Here is a 23,468-nt window from a genome sequence, read left to right on the forward strand (position 1 = left end):
GCGGGGCTACGCCGCCCGTTCACCCGGAGCGACCGCGGCGGTCTCGCCCACCGGCCGATGAGAGCGCACCGACCGCCGCCGCAGCCGCCTGCTCGAGGTCTGACCATGCTGCTTCGATGCCGGCGTTCTCCACGACTGGCACGTCGGCTCGCATGAGGAAGTCCGTGACTTCGGCGAGCAGATCACGCGCACGACTGGCGAGCATGTAATCCGACAGATCCTCTGCCTCCATGACAGCCAGTCCACGACGGATACCGACCAGGGCAGCGAAGAGATGGGGCCAGTCGCGCCCTTCTGGCAACTCATTCGCGCCCAGCCCGAGGAAGTCGGCCCACCTGCTCTTGTCGATCGTGAATCGGTGGTCACCACGCATGCGCGAGACCGCGATGACGCCGGCGTTCTCCAGCGAGCCGGCGGCCTCGAGCACGTTTCGCCGCGCGTAGCCGGAGCTCGCCGCCAGGCCGGCGACGCCGACACGCGGAGCCGCCGACGTGAGCAACAAGCGCACGGCCTCCGCCCGCGCCCCGACTCCGAGCAGCTGTCGCAGACGGAACGCGAGGTTGATCGGCGCCCGCATGTCAGGCGACTGCGCCTTCCCGCTTGGCAGCACCGTCCCTCGGAGCAGCCCCGCAGACAGGAACGAAGGATCGGGTTCTCGCACCGGGAAGCCGTCGTGGAACAGCCGGGCCGGCTCTCCGACGGGCGGTGCCGCAGGGCGGCCTCTCAAGCGGGCGCGGGGTCGGTGGACGTCCACCCATCCCAACGCCGCAGCGAGAAGCTGGGCGTCCGCGGGCGCACGAGCAAACGTCCGCAGCCGCCGTACGCTCACCAGCGGTTCGTTGCTCAGCAGCCAGTCCAACAGCTCGTCGAACAGGCGAGGATCGTCCCGCGCCACTTCCAAGGTGAAGATGATCAGCGCCTCAGGATCCTCTGCCCATGGACTGCGACGAGGCGCTGAAGCCAGGACGCCCATCTGCGCCCACTCCGCCCAGGCGAAGTCGAGCAGTGCCGCGTCGAGCGATCTCCTAAACGCTGAGATCGGCATCCTCGACTCCGAAGTACACGAGCGCGCGCTCCAGCATCTCGCGGTAACCGTCCGACGGGTCGTGCGTGAGACTCCAGCGTGCCGCCGCGACCAGCTCGTCGCTGGTCGGCGTCAGTGCTCGGAGATCCGCAGCATGTTTGCCGGGCGTGCTCGCGTCGACCGCCGCGTACAGCTTGAAGTGGATCTGGTCGACGCGCGATGCGAACCGCACCGTCAGCGCCGGCCCGTACTCCCGCACCTCGACTCGACCCACGAAGCCCTCCGGCAGCCCGAAGTCCAGCAGGCCGGCGGGACCGCTGTTCAGCCAGTCTGGCGGCAGCCCGAAGTCGCGCGCGACGCGACCACACGCCTCGACCAGGGCCGCGGGAAGCGGCTCGGCCGAGACGAGAGCGCCGTCGGTTCGCACGGCCAGCACATCGACGTCTTTGGTTGCCCGCGACACCAGGCCGAGCGCCAGCAGCGCCGAGCCGCCGACAACGAGGATGTCGAAGGCAGCGCCGGCCGCTCTCAACTGCTCACCGAGCGCGTGGAGCAGGGCGTCGGTACCCTCGGACGAGGTGATCGTCAGGATGTTAGACATCGTGCTATTAGATGTTAGACATCGCGCGCCGACCTGCCAACCAGTTTCCGGGAACGGCGGACACGACGCCTCCCGACTGATCCCACCGCAACTCGCAGTGCCGAGAACCGTCTTCGTCCACGATGAGCTTGTTCGGAAAGGTCCGCACCGCTGCCGCTGCCCTGGCTGCAGCGGTCGCGCTGACCGCGATCGTCGCGGGCGACGCGCTCGCGAGAGCGGGCGCGCCGCGCCTGGTGACGATCGGCAGAGCGCCTGGGAGACCGTACTTCGACGGCCGCGACCTGCTGTGGAGACGGGCCGACGGCGGCGCCGTCGTGCTCGATCCGCGGACCGGCGCCCGTCACGCGCTGCCGATCGAGGCCGGATGCGCCTTCGAGCGCGCGCGGCGGCCGGGCTTCGCGCTGCTCGGCTGCGCGGCACGCGGCGCTGACGAGGAGGGCCGCCTCGTGGTCGTGCGGACCGGCGACGGCGCGCAGGTCTTCGAAGGGACGATCCCGGGCTCGATCGTCCACTGGGGCGACCACTGGGTTCAGACCTTCTACAACGCCGGCTGCTACCACTGCGACTCGACGCACTACTTGAACTGGCGCACCGGCGAGCGACGCGACGTCGACTGGCTGGACGAGGTCCCGGTCGACCTCAACGCGCCCGACCTCAGACTCCGGCCCGCGCGCAGACCGACGCCCGCAGAGCGCTCGGCGCCGCGGCTGGTGCGACAGCGCTCGTCGGTCGTCCTCGTGCGCGGAAGAACGCGCAGAACGGTCGGCCGCTGCAGGATCCGCTGCGACTCGCTGGCGCTGTGGCGGGGCCGCGCGTCGTGGATCGACCCCGGCTCGTTCTACGGCGAGCCCGGCTGGCTGCACGAGGTCGACGTGCGCAGCGCCAGACGGTGGCGTTGGCGGCTGGAGGCCAGCACCCGCGGACCCGACGACGCGGGCCTCGTCGAGCACCGCGCGCTGCGCCTCCGCGGCACGCTCGTGGTGATCTCCTGGTATCCGGCGAGCGGGTACGAGGGGGGAGTCGAGTGGCGGACGATCCGCCGCGCGGTGCGCCCTTGAGGCAGCGACCCCGCCCGCGCGACGGGGTCGCCAGACTGCCTACCGCGAGTACGCCGCCGGCACGCCGCCGTCGACGTTGAGCACGTTGCCGGTCGACTTGCCCGAGCGGACGGGGGAGGCGAAGTGGAGCACCGCCTGAGCGATGTCCTCGGGCAGGATGTTGACCTTCAGGGTCGTGCGGGCGCGGTAGTGGTCCTCCAACTCGTCCGGAGCGATGTCGTACGCCGCGGCGCGCTCCTCGCGCCACGAGGAGCCCCAGATTCTCGACCCCTGCAGAACTGCGTCGGGATTGACCGTGTTGACGCGTATCCGCGCCGCGCCGCCCTCCTCGGCGAGGCAGCGGGCGAGGTGCAGCTCGGCCGCCTTCGCCGACGAGTAGGCGGCCGCGTTCTTGCCCGCGACCAACGCGTTCTTCGACGCGACGAAGACGACGCTGCCGCCCGTCGCCTGACGCCGCAGGAGCTTGAACGCCTCGCGTGCGACGAGGAAGTAGCCGCGCGTGAGGATCGCGTGGTTGCGGTCCCACTCGGCGACGGTCGTCTCCTCGATCGGCGCGCTCGACGCGATGCCGGCGTTGGAGACCACCACGTCGACGCCGCCGTAGCGCAGCACGACCGCGCGGTACGCCGCCGCGACCGCTGCCTCGCTCGTGACGTCCATCGACACGCCCAAGCCCTCGTCGCCGAACGGCTCCGCCGTCCGCGACGCGCCGGCCGCGTCGATGTCGGCCGCCACGACGACGGCGCCCTCGGCCGCGAGCGCGTCCAGGATCGAGCTGCCGATCCCGCCCGCCGCGCCGGTCACGAACGCGACCTTGCCGGCCAGCTCGCGCGGCGCGGGCGCCAGCGACAGCTTGTACAGCTCCAGCGGCCAGTATTCGACCGCGAACGACTCCGCCGCCGTCAGCGAGACGAACGCGTCGATCGCCGAGGCGCCGCCCATCACCTCGATCGCGCGGTGGTAGAGGTCGCGCGCGAGCCGCGCGCCCTTCAGGTTGGTGCCGACCGAGATCATGCCGACGCCCTCGATCAGCACCACGCGCGGATCGGGGTCGCCGATCGTCTCGCCGGACGCGGCGTTCTCGGCGAAGTACGCGCGGTACTCCTCCCGATACGCCTCTGCCCCCGCGGCGACGCGGGCGGCCAACACGTCGACGTCGTCGGCGGCCGGGTCGTACGACACCCACAGCGGGATCCGCTTCGTGTGCACGAGGTGGTCCGGGCACGCCGCCCCGACCTGTGACAGCGTCGCCGCCTCGCGCGAGCTGACGAACTCCAGCGTCGACGGCGACGCGTCGACCTGCAGGATCTTCGCCCGCTCGCTCGACACCGCGCCGCGGATCGCCGGCAGCAGCGCGGCCAGCAGATCCTCCCGGCCAGCAGACGACAGCGGCGCCCGCAGCGCGCCGCCGAAGCGCCCGCGCGACGCGCGCGCGGTGACGAAGTCGGCCGCGCGGTTGATCGCCTCGATCGTGTTCGCGTACGACTCCGCGCCCGTCTCCCCCCACGTCACGAGGCCGTGCTTGGCGAGGATCACGAAGCGGACGCCCTCCCCTCGCGCGGCCAGGCCGACCTGCTTGGCGAGCGTGAAGCCCGGGCGGATGTACGGCACCCACACCGCCTCGTCGCCGAACAGCTCGGCGATCAGCGCCTCGCCGTTCGCCGCGCCCGCGATCATGTTGATCGCGTCCGGGTGCGTGTGGTCGACCTGCGGCGCGTCGACGAACGCGTGCAGCAGCGTCTCGATCGAGGAGCGCGGCATCTCCGGCGCCACCTGCGAGCGCGACAGGTACGCGACCATCTGCTCGTCGCTCATCTCGTCGCGCTCGATCAGCGGCCGCACCTCGTCGAGGCGGATGCCGGTGAACCCGGAGGCGTCCATCGTCGCCAGGTCCGAGCCGGAGCCCTTGACCCACAGGACCGCGACCTCGCGGCCGGTGTGGTCGGTCTCGACGCTCTTGGCCGAGGTGTTGCCGCCGCCGAAGTTCGAGACGGCGCGGTTGGCGCCGAGCAGGTTCGAGCGGTAGACGAGCTGCTCCAGCCCGCCCTCAGGCGCCTTCGCCGCATTCCAGAGGGAGTCGGCGCGCGGCGCCACGGGCGCGGCAGCGGTGTCAGTCGTGTGGCTCATGCGCCAAGTCCTCCCGTCGTAGCGCCGGCGTCGCGACGGGAGCCGACCCGCTCCCACCAGTCGCCGTCGCGAAACGCGGCGACGGGGTCCGCCGCCGCGCCCTTCTCCTCACGGACCTTCGCCGTCAGGGGCCGCACGTCGGTCGCGAACGCGTCGAGCAGCAGTTCGTGCGCGCCGAGCACGTCCCCCGCGGCCTGACGCTCGGCGAGCGCCGCCCGGTCGACGAGCAGCGCCTTCGCGAAGGCCTCCTGCAGGTTGACGACCGACAGCACCATCCCCTCGATCTTGTGCTCGATCACGTGCGCCTGGTCGATCGTCAGCCGCGGCAGCCGCGGCAGCGCCGCCAGCTCGGCGTAGATCAGGAACAGCTCGAACGGGTTGACCGAGCCGACGATCAGGTCGTCGTCGCCGTACTTGCGGTTGTTGAAGTGGAAGCCGCCGAGACGATCCTCGTCGGCGAGCGTCGCGACGATCTGCTCGATGTTCACGCCCTGCGCGTGGTGGCCGAGGTCGACCAGGACCTTCGCCTGCGGCCCGAGCTTCTGGCAGGTCAGCAGCGAGCTGCCCCAGTCGGCCAGGTCGGTCGCGTAGAACGCCGGCTCGTAGAGCTTGTACTCGACCAGCAGCTCGATCCCCGCCGGCAGCGCCGCGTACACCTCGGCGAGGCAGTCGTGCAGCCGGCGCCGCCGCACCGCGAACGCGTCCTGGCCGGCGTAGTTGGTGCCGTCGGGCAGCCACAGCGAGACGCCCGTCGAGCCGAGCACGGAGGCGATCTCGATGCACTCCAGCATGTGGTCGGTCGCGAGCCGGCGGACGGCCGCGTCCGGGTTCACGAGCGAGCCGAGCTTGTAGCGCTTGTCGCCGAACAGGTTCGGGTTGACGGTGCCGATCTCCAGCCCCAGCGCCGCCGCGTGCTGCTTCAGCGGCGCGTAGTCGTCGAGCTGGTCCCACGGGATGTGGACCGCGACGAGCGGCGCGCTGCCCGTCAGGCGGTGGACCTCGGCGGCGTCGTCGAGCTTCTCGAACGGGGTCGACGGCAGCCCCTCCGGCGGGTAGGAGCCGAAGCGCGTGCCGGCGTTCGCGTAGCCCCACGACGGGGTCTCGACGCGGTGCTCGGCCAACCGCCGCTCGATCGCGGCGACGTCGGCGCCGCGCGCCGTCAGGCGCTCGGCGAGCCGCTCGTAGTCGGTGCGGGTGGTGTCATCCATCAGGAGTCGGTTCCTTGGGTCGGTGCGAGTGCTTCGCATTGCGAGTTCCACGACAGCTCCCGTGCATCGCGTCATGAACCGGGAACTCGCGGTCATCGGCGGCGGGCTCCAAGCGGGTCACCGTCAGGAAGCGCGCGTACAGCTGCTCGTAGGCGGCGCGGTCGGCGGACGGCTCGTAGACGGCGGGCGAGAACGACGCGGCGACGACCGCGCGGATCTGCTCCAGCGAGTCGACGTGGCCGAGCGCGAGCGCCTGCGTCATCACGTTGCCGAGCGCGGTCGCCTCGACCGGGCCGGCGTGGACAGGGCGGTCGAGCACGTCCGCGGCGAGCTGACAGAGCGTCGCGTTGCGCACACCCCCGCCGACGACGTGGACGACCGCGGCGCGGCGACCGGCGACGCGCTCGATCCGCTCCAGCACGAGCCGGTACTTGCACGCGAGCGATTCGAGTGCGCAGCGGATCGTCGCGCCGGCGTCGCGCGGCGCCGGCTGCCCGGCGCGCTCGCACAGCTGCGCGATCCGCGCCGGCATGTCGCCGGGGTGCAGCAACTCGGGCGCGTCGGGGTCGACCAGCGGGCCGCCGAGCGGCGCCGCCTGCGCCATCCGCTGGAGCGCGTCGTAGTCGTGGTCGGCGCCTTCGCGCGCCCACTGGCGCCGGCACTCCTGCACGAGCCAGAGCCCCATCACGTTGCGCAGCAGCCGGATCGTGCCGGCGACGCCGCCCTCGTTGGTGAGGTTGAACGAGCGCGCCTCCGCGCTCGTCACCGGCGCGTCCAGCTCCATCCCGAGCAGCGACCAGGTGCCCGACGAGAGGAAGGCGAAGTCGCTGTCGCGCGCGGGCACGGAGACGACCGCTGAGGCGGTGTCGTGGCCGCCGACGGCGATCACGTCGGGGACGGGTTCGAGCCCGGCGTCGCGCGCGATCTCCGGAAGCAACCGCGCGAGCACGGTGCCGGCGTCGACGAGCGGCGGCAGGATCGCCGCGTCGATCCCGGCGCGCACGGCCAGCTCGCGCGCCCACTCGCCGGTGCGGACGTCGAGCAGCTGCGTCGTCGAGGCGGCGGTGCGCTCGCACGCGAGCCGGCCGCTGAGCCAGTAGCCGAGCAGGTCCGGGATCGTCGCGAGCGCGCTCGCCGCCTCCAGCCGCGCGCCGCCGCGCTCCGCGACGAGCTGGAAGAGCGTGTTGAACGGCATGAACTGGATGCCGGTCGCGGCGTAGACCTCGTCGGCTCCGATCTCCTCCAGCAGCCGCTCCATCACGCCGTCGGTGCGGTGATCGCGGTAGTGGAACGGGTCGCCGAGCAGCTTGCCGTCGCGGTCGAGCAGACCGTAGTCGCAGCCCCACGCGTCGACGGCGATCCCGTCGATCGGCCCGTCGGCGCGACGCGCCGCGGCGGCGATGCCGTGCAGCACCTCGCGGTGGATCGCGCGCACGTCCCAGTGCAGCCCGTCGTCGAGCTTCAGCGGGCCGTTGACGAAGCGGTGGACCTCCTCCAGCTCGACGCGGCCGCCGGCGAGCGTGCCGAGCTGGACGCGACCGGACTCGGCGCCGAGGTCGACCGCGACGTAGCGCCCCATCGGTCAGCGCACCTCCGCGAACGGCAGGCCGAGCAGCTTCGCGACGTTGCGGACCTCGGCGGCGACGTGGCCGACGCCGAGCGCGACGTGGTGGGTCGGGCCCTCGGCGCACCACGCCTCGAAGAAGTCGGCGGGCTTGGAGCCGAAGACGAGCCGCGAGTTCGTGTTGCCGATCCGGAACGTCTCGCCCTCGACCGACTCGCCCTCGCCGGCGAGCAGCTTCAGCCTGCCGTCCGCGGTCTGCGTGCAGCCGACGATCGTGATCGGTCCGTAGCGGACCTTCTGCTCGACGCTCAGCCCCGCGCCGCGCTTGCCGTGGAACAGCTTCAGGTTGCGCAGCGTCGGCTGCTCCTGCGCGATCGCGAGGTGGCCGGGTCCGTCGTGACCCATCAGGATGAAGTCGGCGTCGAAGTCGAGCGCGTAGAACTCGGTGTAGGAGCCGCCCGCGCCGAGCCGGTCGAGCAGCAGCTGCGCGACGTTCGTCTTGATGTCGGCCTCTCCGGCGGTGGGGATGCCGCGGGCGGTCAGCAGGGAGTTCCCGACGATCACGCCCGCGCCGAGCCGCTCGGCCTCGTTGCCGTCGACGCCGCGGTAGTAGTACGTCAGCGCGTCCAGCTCGAAGTCGGCGGCGAGCTTGTCGAGACCGACGGCGACGCGCGCGGACCAGTCGAGCTGCTCCTGCTCGACGGGCGCGGCGATCGGGTCCGAGGACGGATCGGCGAACGCGAACATCTGGCGGATCTCGGCCTCCTTCGCGGCACGCTCGGACTCGGTCGCGGCCGCCACGCGCGCACCGAGGTCGTCGATCTCCAGCACCTCGACGTGCGCGCCGAGCTGGCCGTGGACCATCGTGAAGTCGGTGTACATGTCGAGCATGCCGGCGTAGGCGTGACCCATGAAGCCGATCCGCGCGCGTCGCAGCGCGCGTGCGGCGCCGGCGGCGCGGACCCACGCGGCGATCTTCTCCCACGCGCGCGGGTCGTCGTCGATCGTGCCCGCGACGGTGTCGTACTGGATGCCCGAGCGGACGCAGGCGCCCGCGATCTCCGGCACGCAGCACGCGGCGCAGTTGGCCAGCCACTCGGCCGTGTCTGTCGCGGCGTAGTCGAGCGTTCTGGTCGGCTGCAGGCCGAGCAGCACGACCGGCACGCCGGCCTCCTGCAACGCGGGGATCACGACGCTCGAGGTCGCGTACGTGACGGCGTGGCAGAGCACGAGGTCGACCTGCCGCTGCGCGAACAGGTCGCCGGCCGCGCGGCCGCCCTGGGCGGAGTCGACCAGGCCCGCGCTGACGACGTCCGCGCCGAGCTCGCGCACCCGCTCCTCAACGCGCGCCTGGTAGCCCTCGCACCGCTCTTTCAAGCCCTCGAACTGGGGCCAGTACGCCTCGAGGCCGATGCCGAAGACCCCGACGCTCGCAGTGGTTCTCTCGTTCATGTCTCGCTCCCGTGGCGGGCGACCCGCCGTACGTCGATCCCCATCGCGTTCAACGCCGCGACGTCTTCATTCGAAGCGTCCGCGACCAGCACGTGGGCGAGCTGGTCGACCGCCGTGATCGCGGCGAGACCGCGCGTGTGCAGCTTGCTGCCGTCGATCAGCAGGACCGGTTCCTCGGCGCGTCCGATCATCGCGCGCTTGACCTCGGCCTCGAGCGGATCGGCGTCGGTCAGCGTGCCGTCGCGTGAGAGCCCCTTGATCGAGAGGAAGACCTTGTCGGCGAAGTGCTCCTGCACCGTGCGCACGGCGTGCGGGCCGACGAACGAGCGCGTCAGTCTGCGCATCGAGCCGCCGATGCCGATCAGCTCGACGTTCGCCTGATCGCTGGCGCCGACCAGCTCCATCACCGGGACGGAGTTGGTCACGATCGTGACCGGGACGCGCGAGGCGACGATCGCCTGCGCAGCGTGCCAGCAGGTCGAGGAGGAGTCGATGTAGACGGTCTCGTGCGGGGCGACCAGCGCCGCGGCTGCAGCGCCGAGCCGGTGCTTGGCGTCGGTGTCGACGCCGAGCCGGTGCTGGAAGGAGTCCTCGTGCGCAGCGACGCCCGGCAGCACGGCGCCGCCGTGAGTGCGGCGGGCGAGCCCCTGGCGCTCCAGCTCGGAGAGGTCGCGCCGCGCCGTCATCGAGGAGACGCCGAACGCCTCTTCCAGGGCGGCGACTGTCACGGAGCCGTCGCGGTCCAGCAGATCGACGATCGAGCGGCGCCGGGTTGCCGCCATCGCCGACCGTCCTGCTGTGCTTGTTTGTTCGTTTGATCCCATCTACCTATCAAAATGGACAAAATCAATCAGATCACAGAACATCTCCGCGCGTCAAGCTGAACGAGGCTCATCGCGGTGCGCGACCTGACACGAAGCCGCATGGCGCGATATGGTCCGACCAATTCCCAAGGAGGGAGAACCCGGCCCGTGCGAATCGCGCTCTTCATCACCTGCTTCAACGACACGCTCTTTCCTCGCACGGGACAGGCGGTCGTCTCGCTGCTCGAGCGCCTCGGACACGAGGTGGTATTCCCGCTGGAGCAGACCTGCTGCGGCCAGATGCACTTCAACTCTGGCTATCACGCCGAGGCGCTGCCGCTCGTGCGCCGCTTCGCGCGCGTCTTCGCCGAGCAGGAGCTGATCGTCTCCCCCTCCGGCTCGTGCGTCGCGATGGTGCGCGACCACTACGCGCGCGTCGCCGCCGAGACCGGTGACGAGCAGCTGATCGAGCAGGTCCGCCTGCTCGGCGAGCGCACCTTCGAGCTGACCGAGCTGCTGGTCGACAAGCTCGGCGTCGAGGATGTCGGCGCCTACTACCCGCACCGCGTCACGTACCACCCGAGCTGCCACGCGCTGCGGATGCTGCACGTCGACGACAAGCCGCTGCGCCTGCTGCGCGCCGTGCGCGGGATCGACCTCGTCGAGCTGCCGCAGGCAGAGCAGTGCTGCGGCTTCGGCGGCACGTTCGCGATCAAGAACGCCGACACCTCGATCGCGATGCTGAGCGACAAGCTGCGCGCGGTGCTCGACACGCGCGCGGAGGTCTGCACCGCGGCCGACAACTCGTGCCTGATGCACATCGGCGGCGGCCTGTCGCGCCAGCGCGCCGGCGTCAGAGCGCTCCACCTGGCGGAGATCCTCGCCTCGACCGAGCAGGAGCCTGCCGCATGACCGCGTCGTGGCCCGACGTCCCTTCGTTCCCGCTCGCCGCACGTCCGGCGCTGGCCGACTCGCAGCTGCGCCGCAACCTCGGCAAAGCGACCACGACGATCCGCGAGAAGCGCGTCGGGGTGGTCGAGGAGATGGACGATTGGGAGCAGCTGCGCGAGGCCGGGCGGGCGCTGAAGGAGCGGACGCTGCGCCACCTCGACGAGCACCTGCAGACGCTGGAGGCGTCGGTCACGCGCGCCGGCGGCCACGTCCACTGGGCGCGCGACGGCGCCGAGGCGAACCGGATCGTGACCTCGCTCGTGCAGGCGAAGGGCGTCAGCGAGGTCGTCAAGGTCAAGTCGATGGCGACCGCCGAGATCGAGCTGAACGAGGCGCTCGAGGCGGCCGGGATCGAGGCGCTGGAGACCGACCTCGCGGAGCTGATCGTGCAGCTCGCCAGAGACCGCCCGTCGCACATCCTCGTGCCCGCGATCCACAAGAACCGCTCCGAGATCCGCGACCTCTTCCGCCGCACGATCGGGCCGGCCGACCTGACCGACGAGCCGGCGGTGCTGGCCGACGCGGCGCGCCGCTTCCTGCGCGAGCGCTTCCTCACGGCGAGAGTCGGGATCAGCGGCGCGAACTTCGCGATCGCCGAGACCGGCACGATCGCGGTGCTGGAGTCCGAGGGCAACGGACGCATGTGCACGACGCTGCCGGAGACGCTGATCACCGTCTGCGGGATCGAGAAGCTGCTGCCGAGCTGGCAGGACCTGGAGGTCTTCCTGCAGCTGCTGCCGCGCTCCTCCACGGCCGAGCGGATGAACCCGTACACGACGCTGTGGGCGGGCGCGCGCGAGGACGACGGGCCGCGCGAGTTCCATCTCGTGCTGCTCGACAACGGCCGCACCGACTCGCTCGCCGACGAGCTGGCGCGGCAGACGCTCGCGTGCATCCGCTGCTCGGCGTGCCTCAACGTCTGCCCCGTCTACGAGCGCACCGGCGGCCACGCGTACGGCTCGGTCTACCCCGGGCCGATCGGCGCGATCCTGACGCCGCAGCTCGACGGCATGAGAGCGGCCGGCTCGCTGCCGTTCGCCTCCTCGCTGTGCGGCGCCTGCTACGAGGTCTGCCCGGTCAAGATCGACATACCGACCGTCCTCGTGCACCTGCGCGACCGCTCCAACAGGGAGAGAGCGGCGGCGTCGCTGAGAGGTCGGATGGATCCCGAGCGGCTGGCGATGAAGGCGGTCGCGAGAGGGTTCGCGACGCGGGGGCGCTACGAGCGGCTGCAGAAGCTCGGCCGGCTGGCGCAGTGGCCGGTCGCGCGCAAGGGCAGGATCGAGCACCTGCCGGGTGAGCTGAAGGGCTGGACGGAGGCGCGTGACCTGATGCCGGTGCCGCAGCAGACGTTCCGCGAGTGGTGGGTCGCGCGCGAGCGGAAGGACGGACGATGAGCACCGCTCGCGACGAGATCCTGCGGCGCGTGCGCGCGTCGCTCGCCGACGTGCCGGCGGCGGAGACGAGCGACGACGTCGCCGTCGTGCGCGACTACCGCCGCAGCGGCACGCTCGCGGCCGAGGAGACGATCGCGCTCTTCGCCGAGAACTGCGCCGACTACCGCGCGAACGTGCGCCGCGTCGCCGCCGGCGAGCTGCCTGCCGCGATCGCCGCGGCCCTGCGCGAGCGCGGCGCGAGACGGCTCGCGATCCCCGCCGACCTGCCGGCGGCGTGGCGCGACCCCGCCGCCGCCGACGGCGCCGAGTGGGTCGAGGACGACGGCCTCTCCCACGACGCGCTCAGCGCCGTCGACGGCGTCGTCACCGGCTGCGCGGTCGCGATCGCGCTGAACGGCACGATCGTGCTCGACGGCGGTGAGGCACAGGGCCGCCGCGCGCTCACGCTGCTGCCCGACTACCACCTCTGCGTCGTCATGGCCGACCGCGTCGTCGAGCTGGTGCCGGAGGGGATCGCCCGCCTTCACGACGCCGCCGTCGCCGGCCGCCCGATGACGATGATCGCCGGCCCTTCCGCCACCTCCGACATCGAGCTGAACCGCGTCGAGGGCGTCCACGGCCCGCGCACGCTCGACGTGCTCGTCGTCGGCTGACGCGACCGATACACCACAAACGGTGTAGCACCGAGTGCTACGGTTGTGCACATGGCGAAAGAGGTCTCCGTGCGCGAGCTGCGCAACCACACCGCGGACGTCGTCGCCGCCGTCCGCGGCGGCGAGACGATGACGCTGACGGTCAACCGCGAGCGGGTCGCGGACATCGTCCCGCACGTCGAGCGGCGCGACCCGTGGGTGCCGGCGTCGGTGCTGCGCGAGATCGTGCGAGAGGCCCCGGCCGACCGCGGGCTGCTCGCCGACCTCGCCGACGTCCGCGGCGCGCTCCTCGACGACGAATGAGCCGCGCGCTCGCCGACACGTCGGTCTTCGTTGCGCAGGAGTCCGGCCGCACGCTCGGGGAGCTGCCCGACCGCATCGCCGTCTCGGTCGTCACCGCAGCCGAGCTGGAGCTGGGCGTGCTGCGAGCGCGCGATGCCGCCACCCGCGCACGCCGCCTCAACACGCTGGCCCGCGTGCGGAGCGCCTACCCGCTGCTGCCGATCGACGCGGAGACCGCGTCGTGCTTCGCCGGGATCGCAGACGAGGAGCTGGGTCAGGGCAGGAGACTGCGCCGCCACGACGTCTGGATCGCCGCGACCGCACTCCGGCACGGCGTGCCGGTCGTGACGCAGGACGCCGACTTCACGGCGTTCGACCTCGTGACGGTTCTGCGCGTCTGAGCCCCGTCGGCCACCCTCGAGCGGCGAGCACCGCAGCTAGCGCTTGCATTTTGCAAGCAGTGCTGCCACGCTCCTCCCCATGACCGCGATCGACACGGCGCCGGCCGCCTGGGGCGAGCCGCGCACCCGCACCGTCACCTGGTACGACCCGCACGCGACAGCCGCCGCAGGGGCGCGGCTGTCAGGCCGCGACTACCTGCAGGCGATCGCCGACGGCACGCTGCCGCCTCCGCCGATCGCGTCGCTGCTCGACTTCCGCATCACGCTCGTCGACGACGGCGAGGTCGCCTTCGCCGTCACGCCCGACGAGTCGGCCTACAACCCGATCGGACTCGTCCACGGCGGCCTCGTCTGCACGCTGCTCGACTCCGTCGTCGGCTGCGCGGTGCAGACACAGCTGCCCGCGGGGACCGGCTACGCCTCGATCGAGCTGAAGGTCAGCTACGTGCGGCCGATCCACGCCGACACCGGCGAAGTGCTCAGCCGCGGCTGGGTCACGAAGCCCGGCCGCCGCGTCGCGTTCGCCGAGGGCGACGTGCGCGACCGCGACGGCAAGCTGCTCGCGAGCGCGTCCAGCAGCCTGCTGGTGATCCCGCCAGCCTGACTCAAGCGCTCCCGCGCCCGGCGCCGCTAGGCGCCGACGCGGACGACGCGGAGGATGCGGGCGCCGGACGGCGTCTGGACCTGCACGTCCTCGCCCGCGCGCGCGCCGATCAGCGCCCTCGCGACGGGCGACTCGATCGACAGCTTGCCGTCTCTGGCGCTCGCCTCGGCAGCGCCGACGAGCGTGTATCTGGCGTTCTTCCCACCCGTCTCGACCTCGACCGTCGAGCCGAACGCGACGATGTCGACGTCGGAGGACGCCTCCGTCACGGTCGCGTTGCGCTCGCGCTCGCGCAGCTTCAGGATCCGCGTCTCGAGGTGAGCCTGATCCTCCTTCGCCGCGTGGTACTCGGCGTTCTCCTTGAGGTCGCCCCACTCGCGCGCGGTCCGGATCCGCGCCGCGATCTCGCGGCGCGCGACCGTCTCGAGCTGCTCCAGCTCGGCGCGCAGCGCGTCGAGGCCCTCTTGCGTGATGGCATACCCGTCAGTCATCGAGACAGTCTCGCAGACAGCGTTCCGCGAGTTCCCCGGGGACGCGACGCGGCGCCGGCGCGCCGCCGTGGAACTCGCAATGCGTCAGCACGGCTACCGTTGAGGGCCGCATGCAGCTCGTCCCCGGCCAACCGAACGTCGAGCTGCGCAGCGAGCAGGAGCGCGGCCGCATCGTCGTGCTCGCGTTCCCGTACGACCAGCACGTCGTCGAGGTCGTGCGCGGGATCCCCCACCGCCGCTTCGACTGGGACACCTACGAGTGGTGGGCGCCCGTCGACGACTGGGTCGCGCTGCACGTCGCCGACATCCTCAAGCGGTTCCCCGACCTCACGCCCAGCGAGGAGGTCGTCAGCTGGCTCGACGGGATCGAGCGGCGCTGGCTCGGCAGAGTGTCGACCGCGCGCCACGACGCCCGCGGCTGGTGGGTGCTGCGGACGATCGCGGGCCAGGTCCCCGAGCCGCTGCGCGAGGGCGCGATCGAGCGCGAGGACGGCACGCTGCTCGTCCCGCTGACCGAGGCCAACGCCCACCTGCTGCGCGAGCAGGACTCGGCCAAGCTCGACGCCGCCGCCGACCGCTGCATCGCCTCGCTGGAGATCGGCGACCCGCCGCCGCCCGCGCGGCTGATCGCCACCCACGGCGTCGAGGGCGCGCGGCTGCGGCTGGAGGTGCTGTGGGACCCGACCGCCGGCGTCGCGTTCGACGACTTCCCCGGCAACGAGGGCGAACGGACCGTGCCCGTCGACCCGTGGCTGCTGGAGCCGCTCGACGCGTTCATCGCGCTCCACGAGGTCGAGGTCTCCTACAGCGCGACGCTGGCGCTCGCGAAGCTGCGCGAGGAGCACGACCGCGCCGCCACCGCGATCCGCGCCTCGCGCGCGACCGAGGCCGAGCCGATCGCCGCGGTCGACGCGAGACTCGGCGGCACGCTGGAGCCGTTCCAGTGGGCGGGCGTGCGCTACGTGCTCGACGCGCGCCGCGCCTTCCTCGCCGACGAGCAGGGGCTCGGCAAGACCGTCGAGGCGCTCGCCGCGGTCGAGGCCGACGACGCCTACCCGGTCGTCGTCGTCTGCCCCGCGTCGCTGAAGCTCAACTGGGAGCGCGAGACGCGCAGATGGCTGCCGCACCGCTCGGTCGCGGTGATAGAGGGACGCCAGGCGGTGCCGCCGACGGCCGAGATCACGATCGTCAACTACGAGGTCGTCGACAACCATCGTGAGACGCTCGCGCGGCTGCGCCCCGGCGCGCTCGTGATCGACGAGGCGCACTACTGCAAGAACCCGTCCGCGAAACGCACGCGCGCGGTGCGGCGGCTGGCCGAGTCGATGGGCCGCGAGAAGCTGCGGCTGGCGCTGACGGGCACGCCGGTGCTCAACCACCCTGACGAGCTGATCAGCCAGCTGCGCGTGCTCGGCCGGTTGGACGACTTCGGCTCGGGTGCGCGCTTCAAGCAGCAGTTCCGCGGCCCGCTGACGGAGGAGCGGCTGCACTGGCACCTGCGGCGGCGCTGCTTCGTGCGACGGCTGAAGTCCGAGGTGCTGCCGCAGCTGCCGGCGAAGCGGCAGGTCGTCGTGCCGGTCGCGCTCGACAACGAGCGCGAGTACCGGCTGGCGGAGAGAGACGTGATCAGATGGCTGCGGGAGCAGCCGCTCGACCTCTCCGAGCTGAGAGCGAAGATCGCCGCGACGCTGCGCGCGAAGCGGCTCGCGCAGCTCGGCGCGCTGCAGCGGATCGCCGCGCGCGGAAAGCTGCACGCGGCGCTGGCGTGGATCCACGACTTCCTCGCCTCGGGCGAACCGCTCGTCGTCTTCGCCCGCCACGTCGAGGTGCAGGACGCGGTGCTGGAGCGCTTCGCCGACGCCGCGCACCTGCTCGGCCGCGACGGCGCGACCGCGCGCGAGGCGACGGTGCGCGCCTTCCAGCAGCCGGACGGTCCGCAGCTGATCGTCGCCGCGACGCAGGTGGCCGCGCAGGGCATCACGCTCACGCGCGCCTCGAACGTCGCGTTCCTGGAGCTGGAGTGGACGCCGGCGATGCACGACCAGGCCGAGGACCGCTGCCACCGCATCGGCCAGCACGACGCCGTCACCGCCTGGTACCTGCTGGCGGCGAGAACGATCGACGAGACGATGGCCCACCTGATCCAGCGCAAGCGCGGGATCGTCGCCGCCGTCACCGACGGCCGCCGCCTCGACGGCGACTCGCTCGTCGAGGAGGTCGTCCGCGAGCTGCGCGACGGCCGCCCGTTCCGTCACCTCAAGGCAGTGACGGAACCGGCGGCGGCTACGTGACGCAGGGTTGAGGAAATCATCGGATTTCCTCTACCCTTGTGCGGATGCTCACGCAGGAAGCCCTCGTTCGCGACCTCGTCCGCCTGCGACGCGCCGTACGGCGCCGCCACGACGACGATCTCGTCTCCGTGCAGGCCGACTTGGCACGTGCCGCCGGGCCGACCGTGCGCCGAGCCGCGGCGGCGCGGCTGCTCGGCGTGAGCCAGACCGCGTTCGACCGCTGGATCGAGCGCGGCGATCTGCCCGTGGTGGTCACCCCGGACGGCCGTCGAGCGGTCCCGACAGCCGCGCTCGTCGAACTCGCCGAACGCGTCGAGGACCGACGGCGGCGAGGCGAGCGAGACGCGCTGGCGCAAGAGTTGCGCGCGCGCCGACAGCGCGCGACGGCGCTCGACGTGACGGGCCTCCTCCCGCGCGGCGTGCACGCTGACGGACCACATCGCGCCGCCGAACTGCGCGCCCTCGCGTACCACCGCGCCGTCGCGAGGCTGCTCGACGACGAGCTCGTGGCCGACGCCCGCGACCGAATCCGGCGCTGGCGCGAGGAGAGACGAATCCATCCCCGCTACGCAGATCATTGGGAAACCCTGCTCGAACGACCTCGGGACGCGATCGCGCGCGAGCTCGGCGCCGACGAGCCGCACCTGCGCGATCTCCGTCAGAGCTCCCCGTTCGCCGGCACCCTCGACGAGGCGACACGACGTCGCGTTCTGGACGCCGTCGCGAAGGTGGTGGCATGAAGCGCGATGAACTGGAGCACGTGATCCGTGCAGCGGCCGACGTCGCGAGCAGCGACGAGATCGTCGTGATCGGCAGCCAGGCAATCCTCGGCGCGATCCCCGACGCGCCGGCGACGCTGCTCTGGTCGCAGGAAGCGGACGTCTACCCGCTCCGCGCGCCGGAGCGCGCCACGGCGATCGACGGCGCGCTGGGCGACGGCTCCCAGTTCCATGCGACGTTCGGCTACTACGCACACGGCGTCGGCCCCGAGACCGCGATCGCGCCTGCCGGCTGGCAGGCGCGTCTGGTCCCCGTCCGCGTCCGCCGCGGACCACGTGACGAACGCGAGGTGGTCGGATGGTGCATGGAACCGCACGACGTGGTGCTCGCCAAATGCGCTGCGGGGCGGGAGCGTGACTGGGAGTTCGCGCGAGAAGCACTCCGCCACGAAGTCGTCGCAATCGGCGAGCTGTGCCGCCGTGCCACCGAGCTGCCGCTGCCGGCCGCCGGCCGCGACGAGGTCATCCGTCAGCTGAGAGCGCTCGCGGCGGCTACGTAGATCCCGCGTATCTCCGCCGACGAACCGGAACGTGGTTCGTGGTCCCACGGGAAGATGGCGAGCTGACCCCAGACCAGGAGGCTCGATGCACTTCCCCACCCGCGCGGCCCTCGCGCTCGGCGTGCTCGGCGCGGCCGTCGCGTTCCCCACGTCCACGCTCGCGAGATCGTCCAGCAAGGCGAAGGTCGGCTACTACGTCGACAACGCTCAGGACCGCAACATGACGCTGTTCGTGACACCGGACCTCAAGCGGCTGAGAGCGTTCCAGGTCGCGTGTCTGAACGAAGCTGGCAGAGCAGGCGGCACGATCAACGTCAGAAACGTCCCGATCACCGCCGACGGCAGATTCACGATCGACGGCTCCGTCACCGTGATCTCGTCCTACTCGAGATTCAAGACGCCGATGAGGATCACCGGTACGTTTCAGGCCAACCGCGTCGTCGGCAGCGTGGCCGCGAGCGGCAGATCGTGCGGCGCGCTCAGATTCAACGGCAGATACTACGGCGACGTCGAGGGCTGACCAGACCCCCGACGCGGCCGCTCCTGTTCAGCAGTTGCTCGGTGCGGCTCTCCCCGCGAAGCGGTCGGCGAGCCAGTTGACGACCTCTATCTGCGCGCCGAGCTGCGTCGTGACGTGCTCGAGCGGGTAGGCGGACAGGCGCGAGGTCGCGCCGAGCGCGCACCACTGTCTGTGCAGTCTCTCCTCGACCGCGTAGGGGATCACCTCGTCGTAGGAGCCGTGGTACTGCAGCAGCGGCACCGACGGTCTGACGACGCCGAGGTTGTTCGCGTCGAGCGCGGCTCTGAAGTCAGGCTGCGTCGTCGGGTCGATGTTGCCGACCGTGTACTCGGTCAGGTGGTGGAAGGCGAACAATGCGAGCGCGGGCAGCTGACACATTCTGTTCAGCGACGCGATCGCGATTCTGCCGTAGAGCGACAGGTATCTGTCGACGTTGAGCGCCGGGTAGCCGCCGCGGAAGCCGATCGCGGTGCCGGCGAGGAAGGCGAAGAAGGCCGAGCCGTCGATGTTCGCCTTGACCGCCTGCAGGTTGGCCGGCGTGCCGCCGCCCGCGATGCCGGCGAGGTTCAGCTCCGGCGCGTAGGTCGCCTCCTGCTGCGCGACCCAGCCGGCCGCGCCGCCGCCCTGCGAGTAGCCCTCGACGCCGATCTGCGTCGCCGGGTCGATTCTCGCCGGCGCCAGCCGCGTCGCGGCGCGCAGCACGTCGAGCACCGCTCTCCCCTCCGGGATGCCGACGTTGTACTGGTGGTCGCCGGGCGTGCCGAGGCCCGGGTAGTCGGTGACGGCGACAGCCCAGCCGCGTCTCAGCATGTTCGTCACGGCGAACGACTCGTCGAAGTTGCCGGCGGTCATCGAGCGCGACGGCGCGCACGAGTCGTCCCAGCCCTGCGTGCCGGAGGCGTACGCGGTCAGCGGCCGCGTTCCGGCGCCGCCCCACGCCGTGTTCGGCACCAGCACCGTGCCGGACACGGCGATCGCGCCGCCCTGCGCGTTGGTCGAGCGGTAGAGCACCTCATACGCGGTCGCGTCGTTGTCTCTCGCGATCGACGTGGCCGCGACGCGGTACCAGATCACGTCGCCCGCTCTGCCGGGCGGCAGCGGGTTCGGCGGCGTGTAGAACGCGTTCCCCGGTGGCGGGTCGAGCGCGGCCGCCGGCGCGGCGAGCAGCGCGACCGACAGGACGGACAGCAGCACGGCGAGCAGCACCGCGCGCACCTCGACATCGCAGCGGCGAGCGCCGCCGGACGATGGTGGACATGACCGGTCTCCTTCCCCCACGGGCGCCCCGAGCGCCCGCGATGCCTTGATAGAAGACTGGATTTCTGTCCAAGCTTCTCAACTTTCAAACACGCCGCTCCAAAAGATGCGAATTCGCTGATTTGCTTGTGGTCTTCCCTCAATTCAGAGGAGAGGGCTCGTCGTCTCCCTCTAACCCGGATGCGCCTTCGCGACCGATGCGGTAGGCTCGCCGCATGAGCGTTTGATGCTTCTCCAGATCGCATCGCGATCTCCAGCAGGCTCCGCCTCTCGGGCGTCGAGCCGCACCGTTCACTCTCGGAACAGGAGGACCATCTTCATGCGAAGCAATCGACTCGACGCGTCCCGCACGCGTGCCGGCAGATCGAAGAGACCGGCGAAGCCCGCAAGACCCGGCGCTCCGCCGGTCCGCCCCGGGCGCCCGATGCAGCAGCCGGCGCGCCCGCCGCGCCCGGTGGCGCCGGGGCGCGGCGGCCGCCCAGCGCGCCGCCCGGGGATGTAGGCAGCGGTTCAGGCGGCCGCGGCGGCCGGGACCAGCCCGGCCGTCACGGCGAGCCGCTCCAGCGCGGCGTCGACCGAGCCCGGATCCTCGATCGGGCTCATGTGGCCCGAGCGCGGCAGCTCGACGCACTCGCTCAAGTGCGGCAGCGCCGCCGCCATCCGCTCCAGGTGCGGCGGCGGCGTGAGCCGGTCTCTCATCCCGCCGAGGACGAGCGCCGGCACCGTCAGGTTGGAGAGCGCGTCGGCGAGGTCGAGCCGCGAGAGCGTGCGGCCGAAGCCGGCGCGCACGTCGCGGCGGCACTGCAGCACCATCTCCTGGCAGAAGGCGACCTGCGCCGGCGACGCCGACGGCGACAGCGCGACGTACTGAACCGCCCGCAGCGAGATCGGCGAGGCCGGCGGCAGCGGACCGCTCGCGCTCAGGAAGACGCCGCCCGCGACCGCCTTCGCGCGCCGCATGCCGGACGGCAGCTTGAAGATCAGCGACTCGTCGATCAGGTCGCCGATGCCGGTGTTGAGCAGCGCCACGCCGGCCGCGCGCCGCTCCACCTCGCGCGGGAAGCGGCCGGCCCACGCGACGATCGACATCGCGCCGAGCGAGTGGCCTGCGAGCAGCGCGCGCTGGCCGGACGGCAGCGCCGCCTCCAGCACCGCCTCCAGGTCCTCCGCGAGCGCGTCGGTCGAGAAGTCGCCGTCGGCGGGCGCGTCGCTGTCGCCGTGGCCGCGCAGGTCGTACGTCACGATGCGGTAGTGGTCGGCGAGCGCGTGCAGCTGGCAGGTCCAGAAGCGCCGCGCGCACGTCCAGCCGTGCACCAGCACGAGCGGCGGCGCGTCCGCGGGACCGAACAGCTCGGCCGTCAGGCGGGTGCCGTCACGCGAGAAGAGGTCGAGCCGCTCGCCGCGCGGGACGTCGGCCAGCAGCGCGTGCGCGGGGTCGCGCTCGATCCGGCGCAGGTCCCGGCGGCGCGCGGCCTCCCAGCCGGCGGCGACCGCGCCGGCGCCGACGAGCGCGCCCGCCTCGGCCCAGCGGCGCGCGCCCTTTCCTCTGGGACTCGGCACGACGCTCATCCCATCACGCCCCGCCGGGCGTGTGCGCAGGTCGCGGAGGACGCGGCGCGCGCGAGCGCCGGGGCGACCTCGCACTCGCGCGCACCGCGCCACCGGAGCCGTCGCCGAACGGCGGAGCCGCGGCGGACAGCCGCCGCAGCGCCCACGCCATCAACGACAGCAGGCTCAAGGTGATCGCCAGGACGACTGCGTAGGCGACCGCCCACAGCCATCCGGACGCCGTCTTCTGCTCGCGCTGCAGCAGCTCGTGGTCGGCGACGAACGTGCGCGTGAAGCTCGTCGGCGCCGGCACCTCCGGCGCGGGGATCCCGCGGTCCTCGGGCAGGAACAGCGGGATGCCGCTGAGCGTGTTGCCGCGGTGGAGGCGGATCAGCGACTTCCAGGTGCCGTTGACGGGGATCGGCTGCGTCGTGCGGTAGGTGCCGGGGCCGACCCGCTCCAGCCGGTCGACGACGAAGCCGCCGCCCTGCCACGCGGTCGCGGTCAGCCACTCGGCGCCGTCGGCGGCGTCGGCGGGCGTCAGCCGCACGGTCGCCTCGACCTCGCGGCCGGGCGCCGGCCGCACGTCGGTCAGCGTCACCGTCGCGCGCACGCCCTCGACCGCGGGCTTGTAGAGCGCGACGCCGATCAGCGCGGCGACGCCGGCGATGCCCGCGAGCGCGGCGACGTCGAGCCGCCGGTCGTGCGGGCGCTCGTCGATCGCCAGCCGATCGCCGATCCAGGCGCCGACGAGCGACCCGCCGAGCGCCGCGGCGAGACCGAACAGCAGCGCCTCGGGCAGCAGCTCCGACGGCCACGGGATCGGCATCCAGACGTGTGTCCAGCCCCACTCGGCGGCGAGCCCGAGCGTGCCGATGCCGAGGCCCGCCCAGAGGCCGAACGCGAGCGGCCGGCGGGTGATCCCGGGCCGCAGCGCGATCGCCTCGACGACGAGCGCGGGGACGACGTAGAGCGGGAAGTGCGGCGTCGTCTCACCGATGACCGGCCCCACCAGCAGCGCGAGCAGGCCGCGGATCAGCAGGAAGAAGGCGACCGCCCCGAGCGCCGCGCCCCGGCCCGCCCAGACGCGCACGGCGACGAGCCCGGCGCCGGCCGCGAGCATGATCAGCAGCGGCTGGAAGACGAAGCGGAACTGCGGCACGCCGAAGTCGAACTCGGCCTGGAAGGTCGACAGGCCGAGCAGGAAGGCGCCGCAGAGCGCGACGCGACGCAGCAGGAAGATCCACGTTGGCTCGGCGTTCGCGCCGCGGCGGCCGGCGACGCCGGCGGCGACCTTCGCTGCCGCCTCGGCCGCCTTCGCCCGCTGTCCCTCGACGAGCAGGACCGCCATCCCGAGCAGCGTCATCGACGCGCCGCCGATCAGCATCAGGTGGGTCGGCCCCCAGAGGGTGACGTCCTGACCGAACAGGCGGTGCCAGATGTCGTCGAGCGGGAAGCCGATCAGCGCGAACGCGGCCGCGGCCGAGACGAGCACGCCGCCGAGCGGCGCCCACCACGTCTCGCCGATCTGGATCGCCGACGCGCTCGGCTTGCCCTCCGGCAGCACGATCGCGATGAAGCCGGCGGCGAAGATGCCGAACAGCCCGCCGAGGATGAAGTAGTGGGCGGGGTTCGCGAGCGGCCCCTCGTCGCGCCCGACGTCGATGTGGAGCGCGATGTCCCAATACATGCCGATCACCGCGATCAGCAGCGAGACGCCGGCGATCGCCGACGGCAGCGCGACCCAGCCCGGCAGGCCGGAGCGGCGCTCGGCGAAGCGCGCGAGGTTCCCGAGCAGCGCGACGCGCCCGGCGCGGTGGCCCAGCCCGAGGACGAGCAGGGCGACGGTGAGGACGAGCGCGGCCGAGGAGGCGATCAGCACCTCGCCGATCGCGGCCCCGCCCGCTGGCTCTTCGATGACGGCAAGCATGTTCTGAAGTACATGCTACATCGATTG

22 protein-coding genes are annotated in these 23,468 nt (G+C 72.2%); 11 read left to right on the plus strand and 11 right to left on the minus strand.

From position 1 onward, the window contains the following. Nucleotides 1-19 precede the first annotated feature (19 nt). Nucleotides 20-1,045 (minus strand): hypothetical protein, encoded by a 1,026-nt coding sequence (locus CWOE_RS24145; RefSeq protein WP_012936271.1) that lies wholly within the window; start codon nt 1,043-1,045, stop codon nt 20-22. Further along, nucleotides 1,026-1,625: a hypothetical protein gene (locus CWOE_RS24150; protein ID WP_012936272.1), complete on the minus strand. Its 600-nt coding sequence runs from the start codon at nt 1,623-1,625 to the stop codon at nt 1,026-1,028. Before CWOE_RS24150 ends, CWOE_RS24145 begins: the two co-directional genes overlap by 20 nt. Nucleotides 1,626-1,747: 122 nt before the next feature. On the opposite strand from CWOE_RS24150, the gene CWOE_RS24155 reads away from it, so the two are divergent. Next, entirely contained in the window at nt 1,748-2,683 is a 936-nt protein-coding gene (locus CWOE_RS24155; RefSeq protein WP_012936273.1) for a hypothetical protein, read from the plus strand. 39 nt (nt 2,684-2,722) lie between these two features. Here CWOE_RS24155 and CWOE_RS24160 read toward each other — a convergent pair whose 3' ends face one another. The 5 genes from CWOE_RS24160 to CWOE_RS24180 are packed head-to-tail and all read right to left on the minus strand — an operon-like array spanning nt 2,723 to nt 9,816. Next, nucleotides 2,723-4,810: a bifunctional rhamnulose-1-phosphate aldolase/short-chain dehydrogenase gene (locus CWOE_RS24160; protein ID WP_012936274.1), complete on the minus strand. Its 2,088-nt coding sequence runs from the start codon at nt 4,808-4,810 to the stop codon at nt 2,723-2,725. After that, nucleotides 4,807-6,018 carry an L-rhamnose isomerase gene (locus CWOE_RS24165; protein WP_012936275.1) on the minus strand — a complete coding sequence of 404 codons (1,212 nt, stop codon included), beginning with the start codon at nt 6,016-6,018 and terminating at the stop codon, nt 4,807-4,809. Before CWOE_RS24165 ends, CWOE_RS24160 begins: the two co-directional genes overlap by 4 nt. Next, the gene (locus CWOE_RS24170; protein ID WP_012936276.1) at nt 6,011-7,597 is read right to left on the minus strand and encodes a rhamnulokinase; all 1,587 of its coding nucleotides are present in this window, start codon (nt 7,595-7,597) and stop codon (nt 6,011-6,013) included. Before CWOE_RS24170 ends, CWOE_RS24165 begins: the two co-directional genes overlap by 8 nt. Nucleotides 7,598-7,600: 3 nt before the next feature. Further along, complete coding sequence (locus CWOE_RS24175) at nt 7,601-9,034, minus strand: L-fucose/L-arabinose isomerase family protein (protein ID WP_012936277.1); 1,434 nt, start codon at nt 9,032-9,034, stop codon at nt 7,601-7,603. Beyond that, entirely contained in the window at nt 9,031-9,816 is a 786-nt protein-coding gene (locus CWOE_RS24180) for a DeoR/GlpR family DNA-binding transcription regulator (protein ID WP_012936278.1), read from the minus strand. The genes CWOE_RS24175 and CWOE_RS24180 overlap by 4 nt, the downstream gene beginning before the upstream one ends. A gap of 189 nt (nt 9,817-10,005) precedes the next feature. Here CWOE_RS24180 and CWOE_RS24185 point away from each other — a divergent pair, with 189 nt between their 5' ends. From CWOE_RS24185 to CWOE_RS24210, 6 genes are all read left to right on the plus strand, one after another. Beyond that, nucleotides 10,006-10,749: a (Fe-S)-binding protein gene (locus CWOE_RS24185; RefSeq protein ID WP_012936279.1), complete on the plus strand. Its 744-nt coding sequence runs from the start codon at nt 10,006-10,008 to the stop codon at nt 10,747-10,749. Next, nucleotides 10,746-12,185, plus strand: coding sequence for a LutB/LldF family L-lactate oxidation iron-sulfur protein (locus tag CWOE_RS24190; RefSeq protein ID WP_012936280.1), 1,440 nt, complete (start codon nt 10,746-10,748; stop codon nt 12,183-12,185). Before CWOE_RS24185 ends, CWOE_RS24190 begins: the two co-directional genes overlap by 4 nt. Beyond that, on the plus strand, nt 12,182-12,838 hold the full coding sequence (locus tag CWOE_RS24195) for a LutC/YkgG family protein (protein WP_012936281.1): 657 nt from the start codon (nt 12,182-12,184) through the stop codon (nt 12,836-12,838). The genes CWOE_RS24190 and CWOE_RS24195 overlap by 4 nt, the downstream gene beginning before the upstream one ends. Before the next feature lie 51 nt (nt 12,839-12,889). Next, the gene (locus CWOE_RS24200; protein ID WP_012936282.1) at nt 12,890-13,141 is read left to right on the plus strand and encodes a type II toxin-antitoxin system Phd/YefM family antitoxin; all 252 of its coding nucleotides are present in this window, start codon (nt 12,890-12,892) and stop codon (nt 13,139-13,141) included. Continuing rightward, a complete protein-coding gene (locus CWOE_RS24205) occupies nt 13,138-13,521 on the plus strand; it encodes a type II toxin-antitoxin system VapC family toxin (RefSeq protein WP_012936283.1) in 384 nt (127 codons plus the stop codon). The genes CWOE_RS24200 and CWOE_RS24205 overlap by 4 nt, the downstream gene beginning before the upstream one ends. A gap of 79 nt (nt 13,522-13,600) precedes the next feature. Beyond that, nucleotides 13,601-14,125 (plus strand): PaaI family thioesterase, encoded by a 525-nt coding sequence (locus CWOE_RS24210; RefSeq protein ID WP_012936284.1) that lies wholly within the window; start codon nt 13,601-13,603, stop codon nt 14,123-14,125. Nucleotides 14,126-14,151: 26 nt separating this feature from the next. On the opposite strand, the gene greA is transcribed toward CWOE_RS24210, so the two are convergent. After that, nucleotides 14,152-14,616: a transcription elongation factor GreA gene (greA, locus tag CWOE_RS24215; RefSeq protein WP_012936285.1), complete on the minus strand. Its 465-nt coding sequence runs from the start codon at nt 14,614-14,616 to the stop codon at nt 14,152-14,154. 110 nt (nt 14,617-14,726) lie between these two features. Here greA and CWOE_RS24220 point away from each other — a divergent pair, with 110 nt between their 5' ends. From CWOE_RS24220 to CWOE_RS24235, 4 genes are all read left to right on the plus strand, one after another. Continuing rightward, the gene (locus CWOE_RS24220; RefSeq protein ID WP_012936286.1) at nt 14,727-16,907 is read left to right on the plus strand and encodes a DEAD/DEAH box helicase; all 2,181 of its coding nucleotides are present in this window, start codon (nt 14,727-14,729) and stop codon (nt 16,905-16,907) included. 44 nt (nt 16,908-16,951) lie between these two features. Next, nucleotides 16,952-17,647: a MerR family transcriptional regulator gene (locus CWOE_RS31365; RefSeq protein WP_049793390.1), complete on the plus strand. Its 696-nt coding sequence runs from the start codon at nt 16,952-16,954 to the stop codon at nt 17,645-17,647. Continuing rightward, nucleotides 17,644-18,186: a DUF6036 family nucleotidyltransferase gene (locus tag CWOE_RS24230; protein ID WP_012936288.1), complete on the plus strand. Its 543-nt coding sequence runs from the start codon at nt 17,644-17,646 to the stop codon at nt 18,184-18,186. The genes CWOE_RS31365 and CWOE_RS24230 overlap by 4 nt, the downstream gene beginning before the upstream one ends. Nucleotides 18,187-18,271: 85 nt before the next feature. Continuing rightward, nucleotides 18,272-18,706: a hypothetical protein gene (locus CWOE_RS24235; RefSeq protein ID WP_012936289.1), complete on the plus strand. Its 435-nt coding sequence runs from the start codon at nt 18,272-18,274 to the stop codon at nt 18,704-18,706. A 27-nt stretch (nt 18,707-18,733) separates the two neighbouring features. Here CWOE_RS24235 and CWOE_RS24240 read toward each other — a convergent pair whose 3' ends face one another. The 3 genes from CWOE_RS24240 to CWOE_RS24250 all read right to left on the minus strand — a co-directional run bounded on the left by CWOE_RS24240 (nt 18,734) and on the right by CWOE_RS24250 (nt 23,441). Beyond that, nucleotides 18,734-19,921 (minus strand): lipase family protein, encoded by a 1,188-nt coding sequence (locus CWOE_RS24240; RefSeq protein ID WP_041730902.1) that lies wholly within the window; start codon nt 19,919-19,921, stop codon nt 18,734-18,736. A 552-nt stretch (nt 19,922-20,473) separates the two neighbouring features. Continuing rightward, nucleotides 20,474-21,532: an alpha/beta fold hydrolase gene (locus CWOE_RS24245; protein WP_012936291.1), complete on the minus strand. Its 1,059-nt coding sequence runs from the start codon at nt 21,530-21,532 to the stop codon at nt 20,474-20,476. 4 nt (nt 21,533-21,536) lie between these two features. Beyond that, nucleotides 21,537-23,441, minus strand: coding sequence for a hypothetical protein (locus CWOE_RS24250; protein WP_012936292.1), 1,905 nt, complete (start codon nt 23,439-23,441; stop codon nt 21,537-21,539). Nucleotides 23,442-23,468: the final 27 nt, after the last annotated feature.

The sequence above is a fragment of the Conexibacter woesei DSM 14684 genome (genome assembly GCF_000025265.1).
Classification (GTDB): Bacteria; Actinomycetota; Thermoleophilia; order Solirubrobacterales; family Solirubrobacteraceae; genus Conexibacter; species Conexibacter woesei.

Coding starts and splice junctions, on each gene's coding strand:
- CWOE_RS24145 (WP_012936271.1), bottom strand. CDS start 1,045: ATGCCGATCTCAGCGTTTAGGAGATCGCTCGACGCGGCACTGCTCGAC.
- CWOE_RS24150 (WP_012936272.1), bottom strand. CDS start 1,625: ATGTCTAACATCCTGACGATCACCTCGTCCGAGGGTACCGACGCCCTG.
- CWOE_RS24155 (WP_012936273.1), top strand. CDS start 1,748: ATGAGCTTGTTCGGAAAGGTCCGCACCGCTGCCGCTGCCCTGGCTGCA.
- CWOE_RS24160 (WP_012936274.1), bottom strand. CDS start 4,810: ATGAGCCACACGACTGACACCGCTGCCGCGCCCGTGGCGCCGCGCGCC.
- CWOE_RS24165 (WP_012936275.1), bottom strand. CDS start 6,018: ATGGATGACACCACCCGCACCGACTACGAGCGGCTCGCCGAGCGCCTG.
- CWOE_RS24170 (WP_012936276.1), bottom strand. CDS start 7,597: ATGGGGCGCTACGTCGCGGTCGACCTCGGCGCCGAGTCCGGTCGCGTC.
- CWOE_RS24175 (WP_012936277.1), bottom strand. CDS start 9,034: ATGAACGAGAGAACCACTGCGAGCGTCGGGGTCTTCGGCATCGGCCTC.
- CWOE_RS24180 (WP_012936278.1), bottom strand. CDS start 9,816: ATGGCGGCAACCCGGCGCCGCTCGATCGTCGATCTGCTGGACCGCGAC.
- CWOE_RS24190 (WP_012936280.1), top strand. CDS start 10,746: ATGACCGCGTCGTGGCCCGACGTCCCTTCGTTCCCGCTCGCCGCACGT.
- CWOE_RS24195 (WP_012936281.1), top strand. CDS start 12,182: ATGAGCACCGCTCGCGACGAGATCCTGCGGCGCGTGCGCGCGTCGCTC.
- CWOE_RS24200 (WP_012936282.1), top strand. CDS start 12,890: ATGGCGAAAGAGGTCTCCGTGCGCGAGCTGCGCAACCACACCGCGGAC.
- CWOE_RS24205 (WP_012936283.1), top strand. CDS start 13,138: ATGAGCCGCGCGCTCGCCGACACGTCGGTCTTCGTTGCGCAGGAGTCC.
- CWOE_RS24210 (WP_012936284.1), top strand. CDS start 13,601: ATGACCGCGATCGACACGGCGCCGGCCGCCTGGGGCGAGCCGCGCACC.
- greA (WP_012936285.1), bottom strand. CDS start 14,616: ATGACTGACGGGTATGCCATCACGCAAGAGGGCCTCGACGCGCTGCGC.
- CWOE_RS24220 (WP_012936286.1), top strand. CDS start 14,727: ATGCAGCTCGTCCCCGGCCAACCGAACGTCGAGCTGCGCAGCGAGCAG.
- CWOE_RS31365 (WP_049793390.1), top strand. CDS start 16,952: ATGCTCACGCAGGAAGCCCTCGTTCGCGACCTCGTCCGCCTGCGACGC.
- CWOE_RS24230 (WP_012936288.1), top strand. CDS start 17,644: ATGAAGCGCGATGAACTGGAGCACGTGATCCGTGCAGCGGCCGACGTC.
- CWOE_RS24235 (WP_012936289.1), top strand. CDS start 18,272: ATGCACTTCCCCACCCGCGCGGCCCTCGCGCTCGGCGTGCTCGGCGCG.
- CWOE_RS24245 (WP_012936291.1), bottom strand. CDS start 21,532: ATGAGCGTCGTGCCGAGTCCCAGAGGAAAGGGCGCGCGCCGCTGGGCC.
- CWOE_RS24250 (WP_012936292.1), bottom strand. CDS start 23,441: ATGCTTGCCGTCATCGAAGAGCCAGCGGGCGGGGCCGCGATCGGCGAG.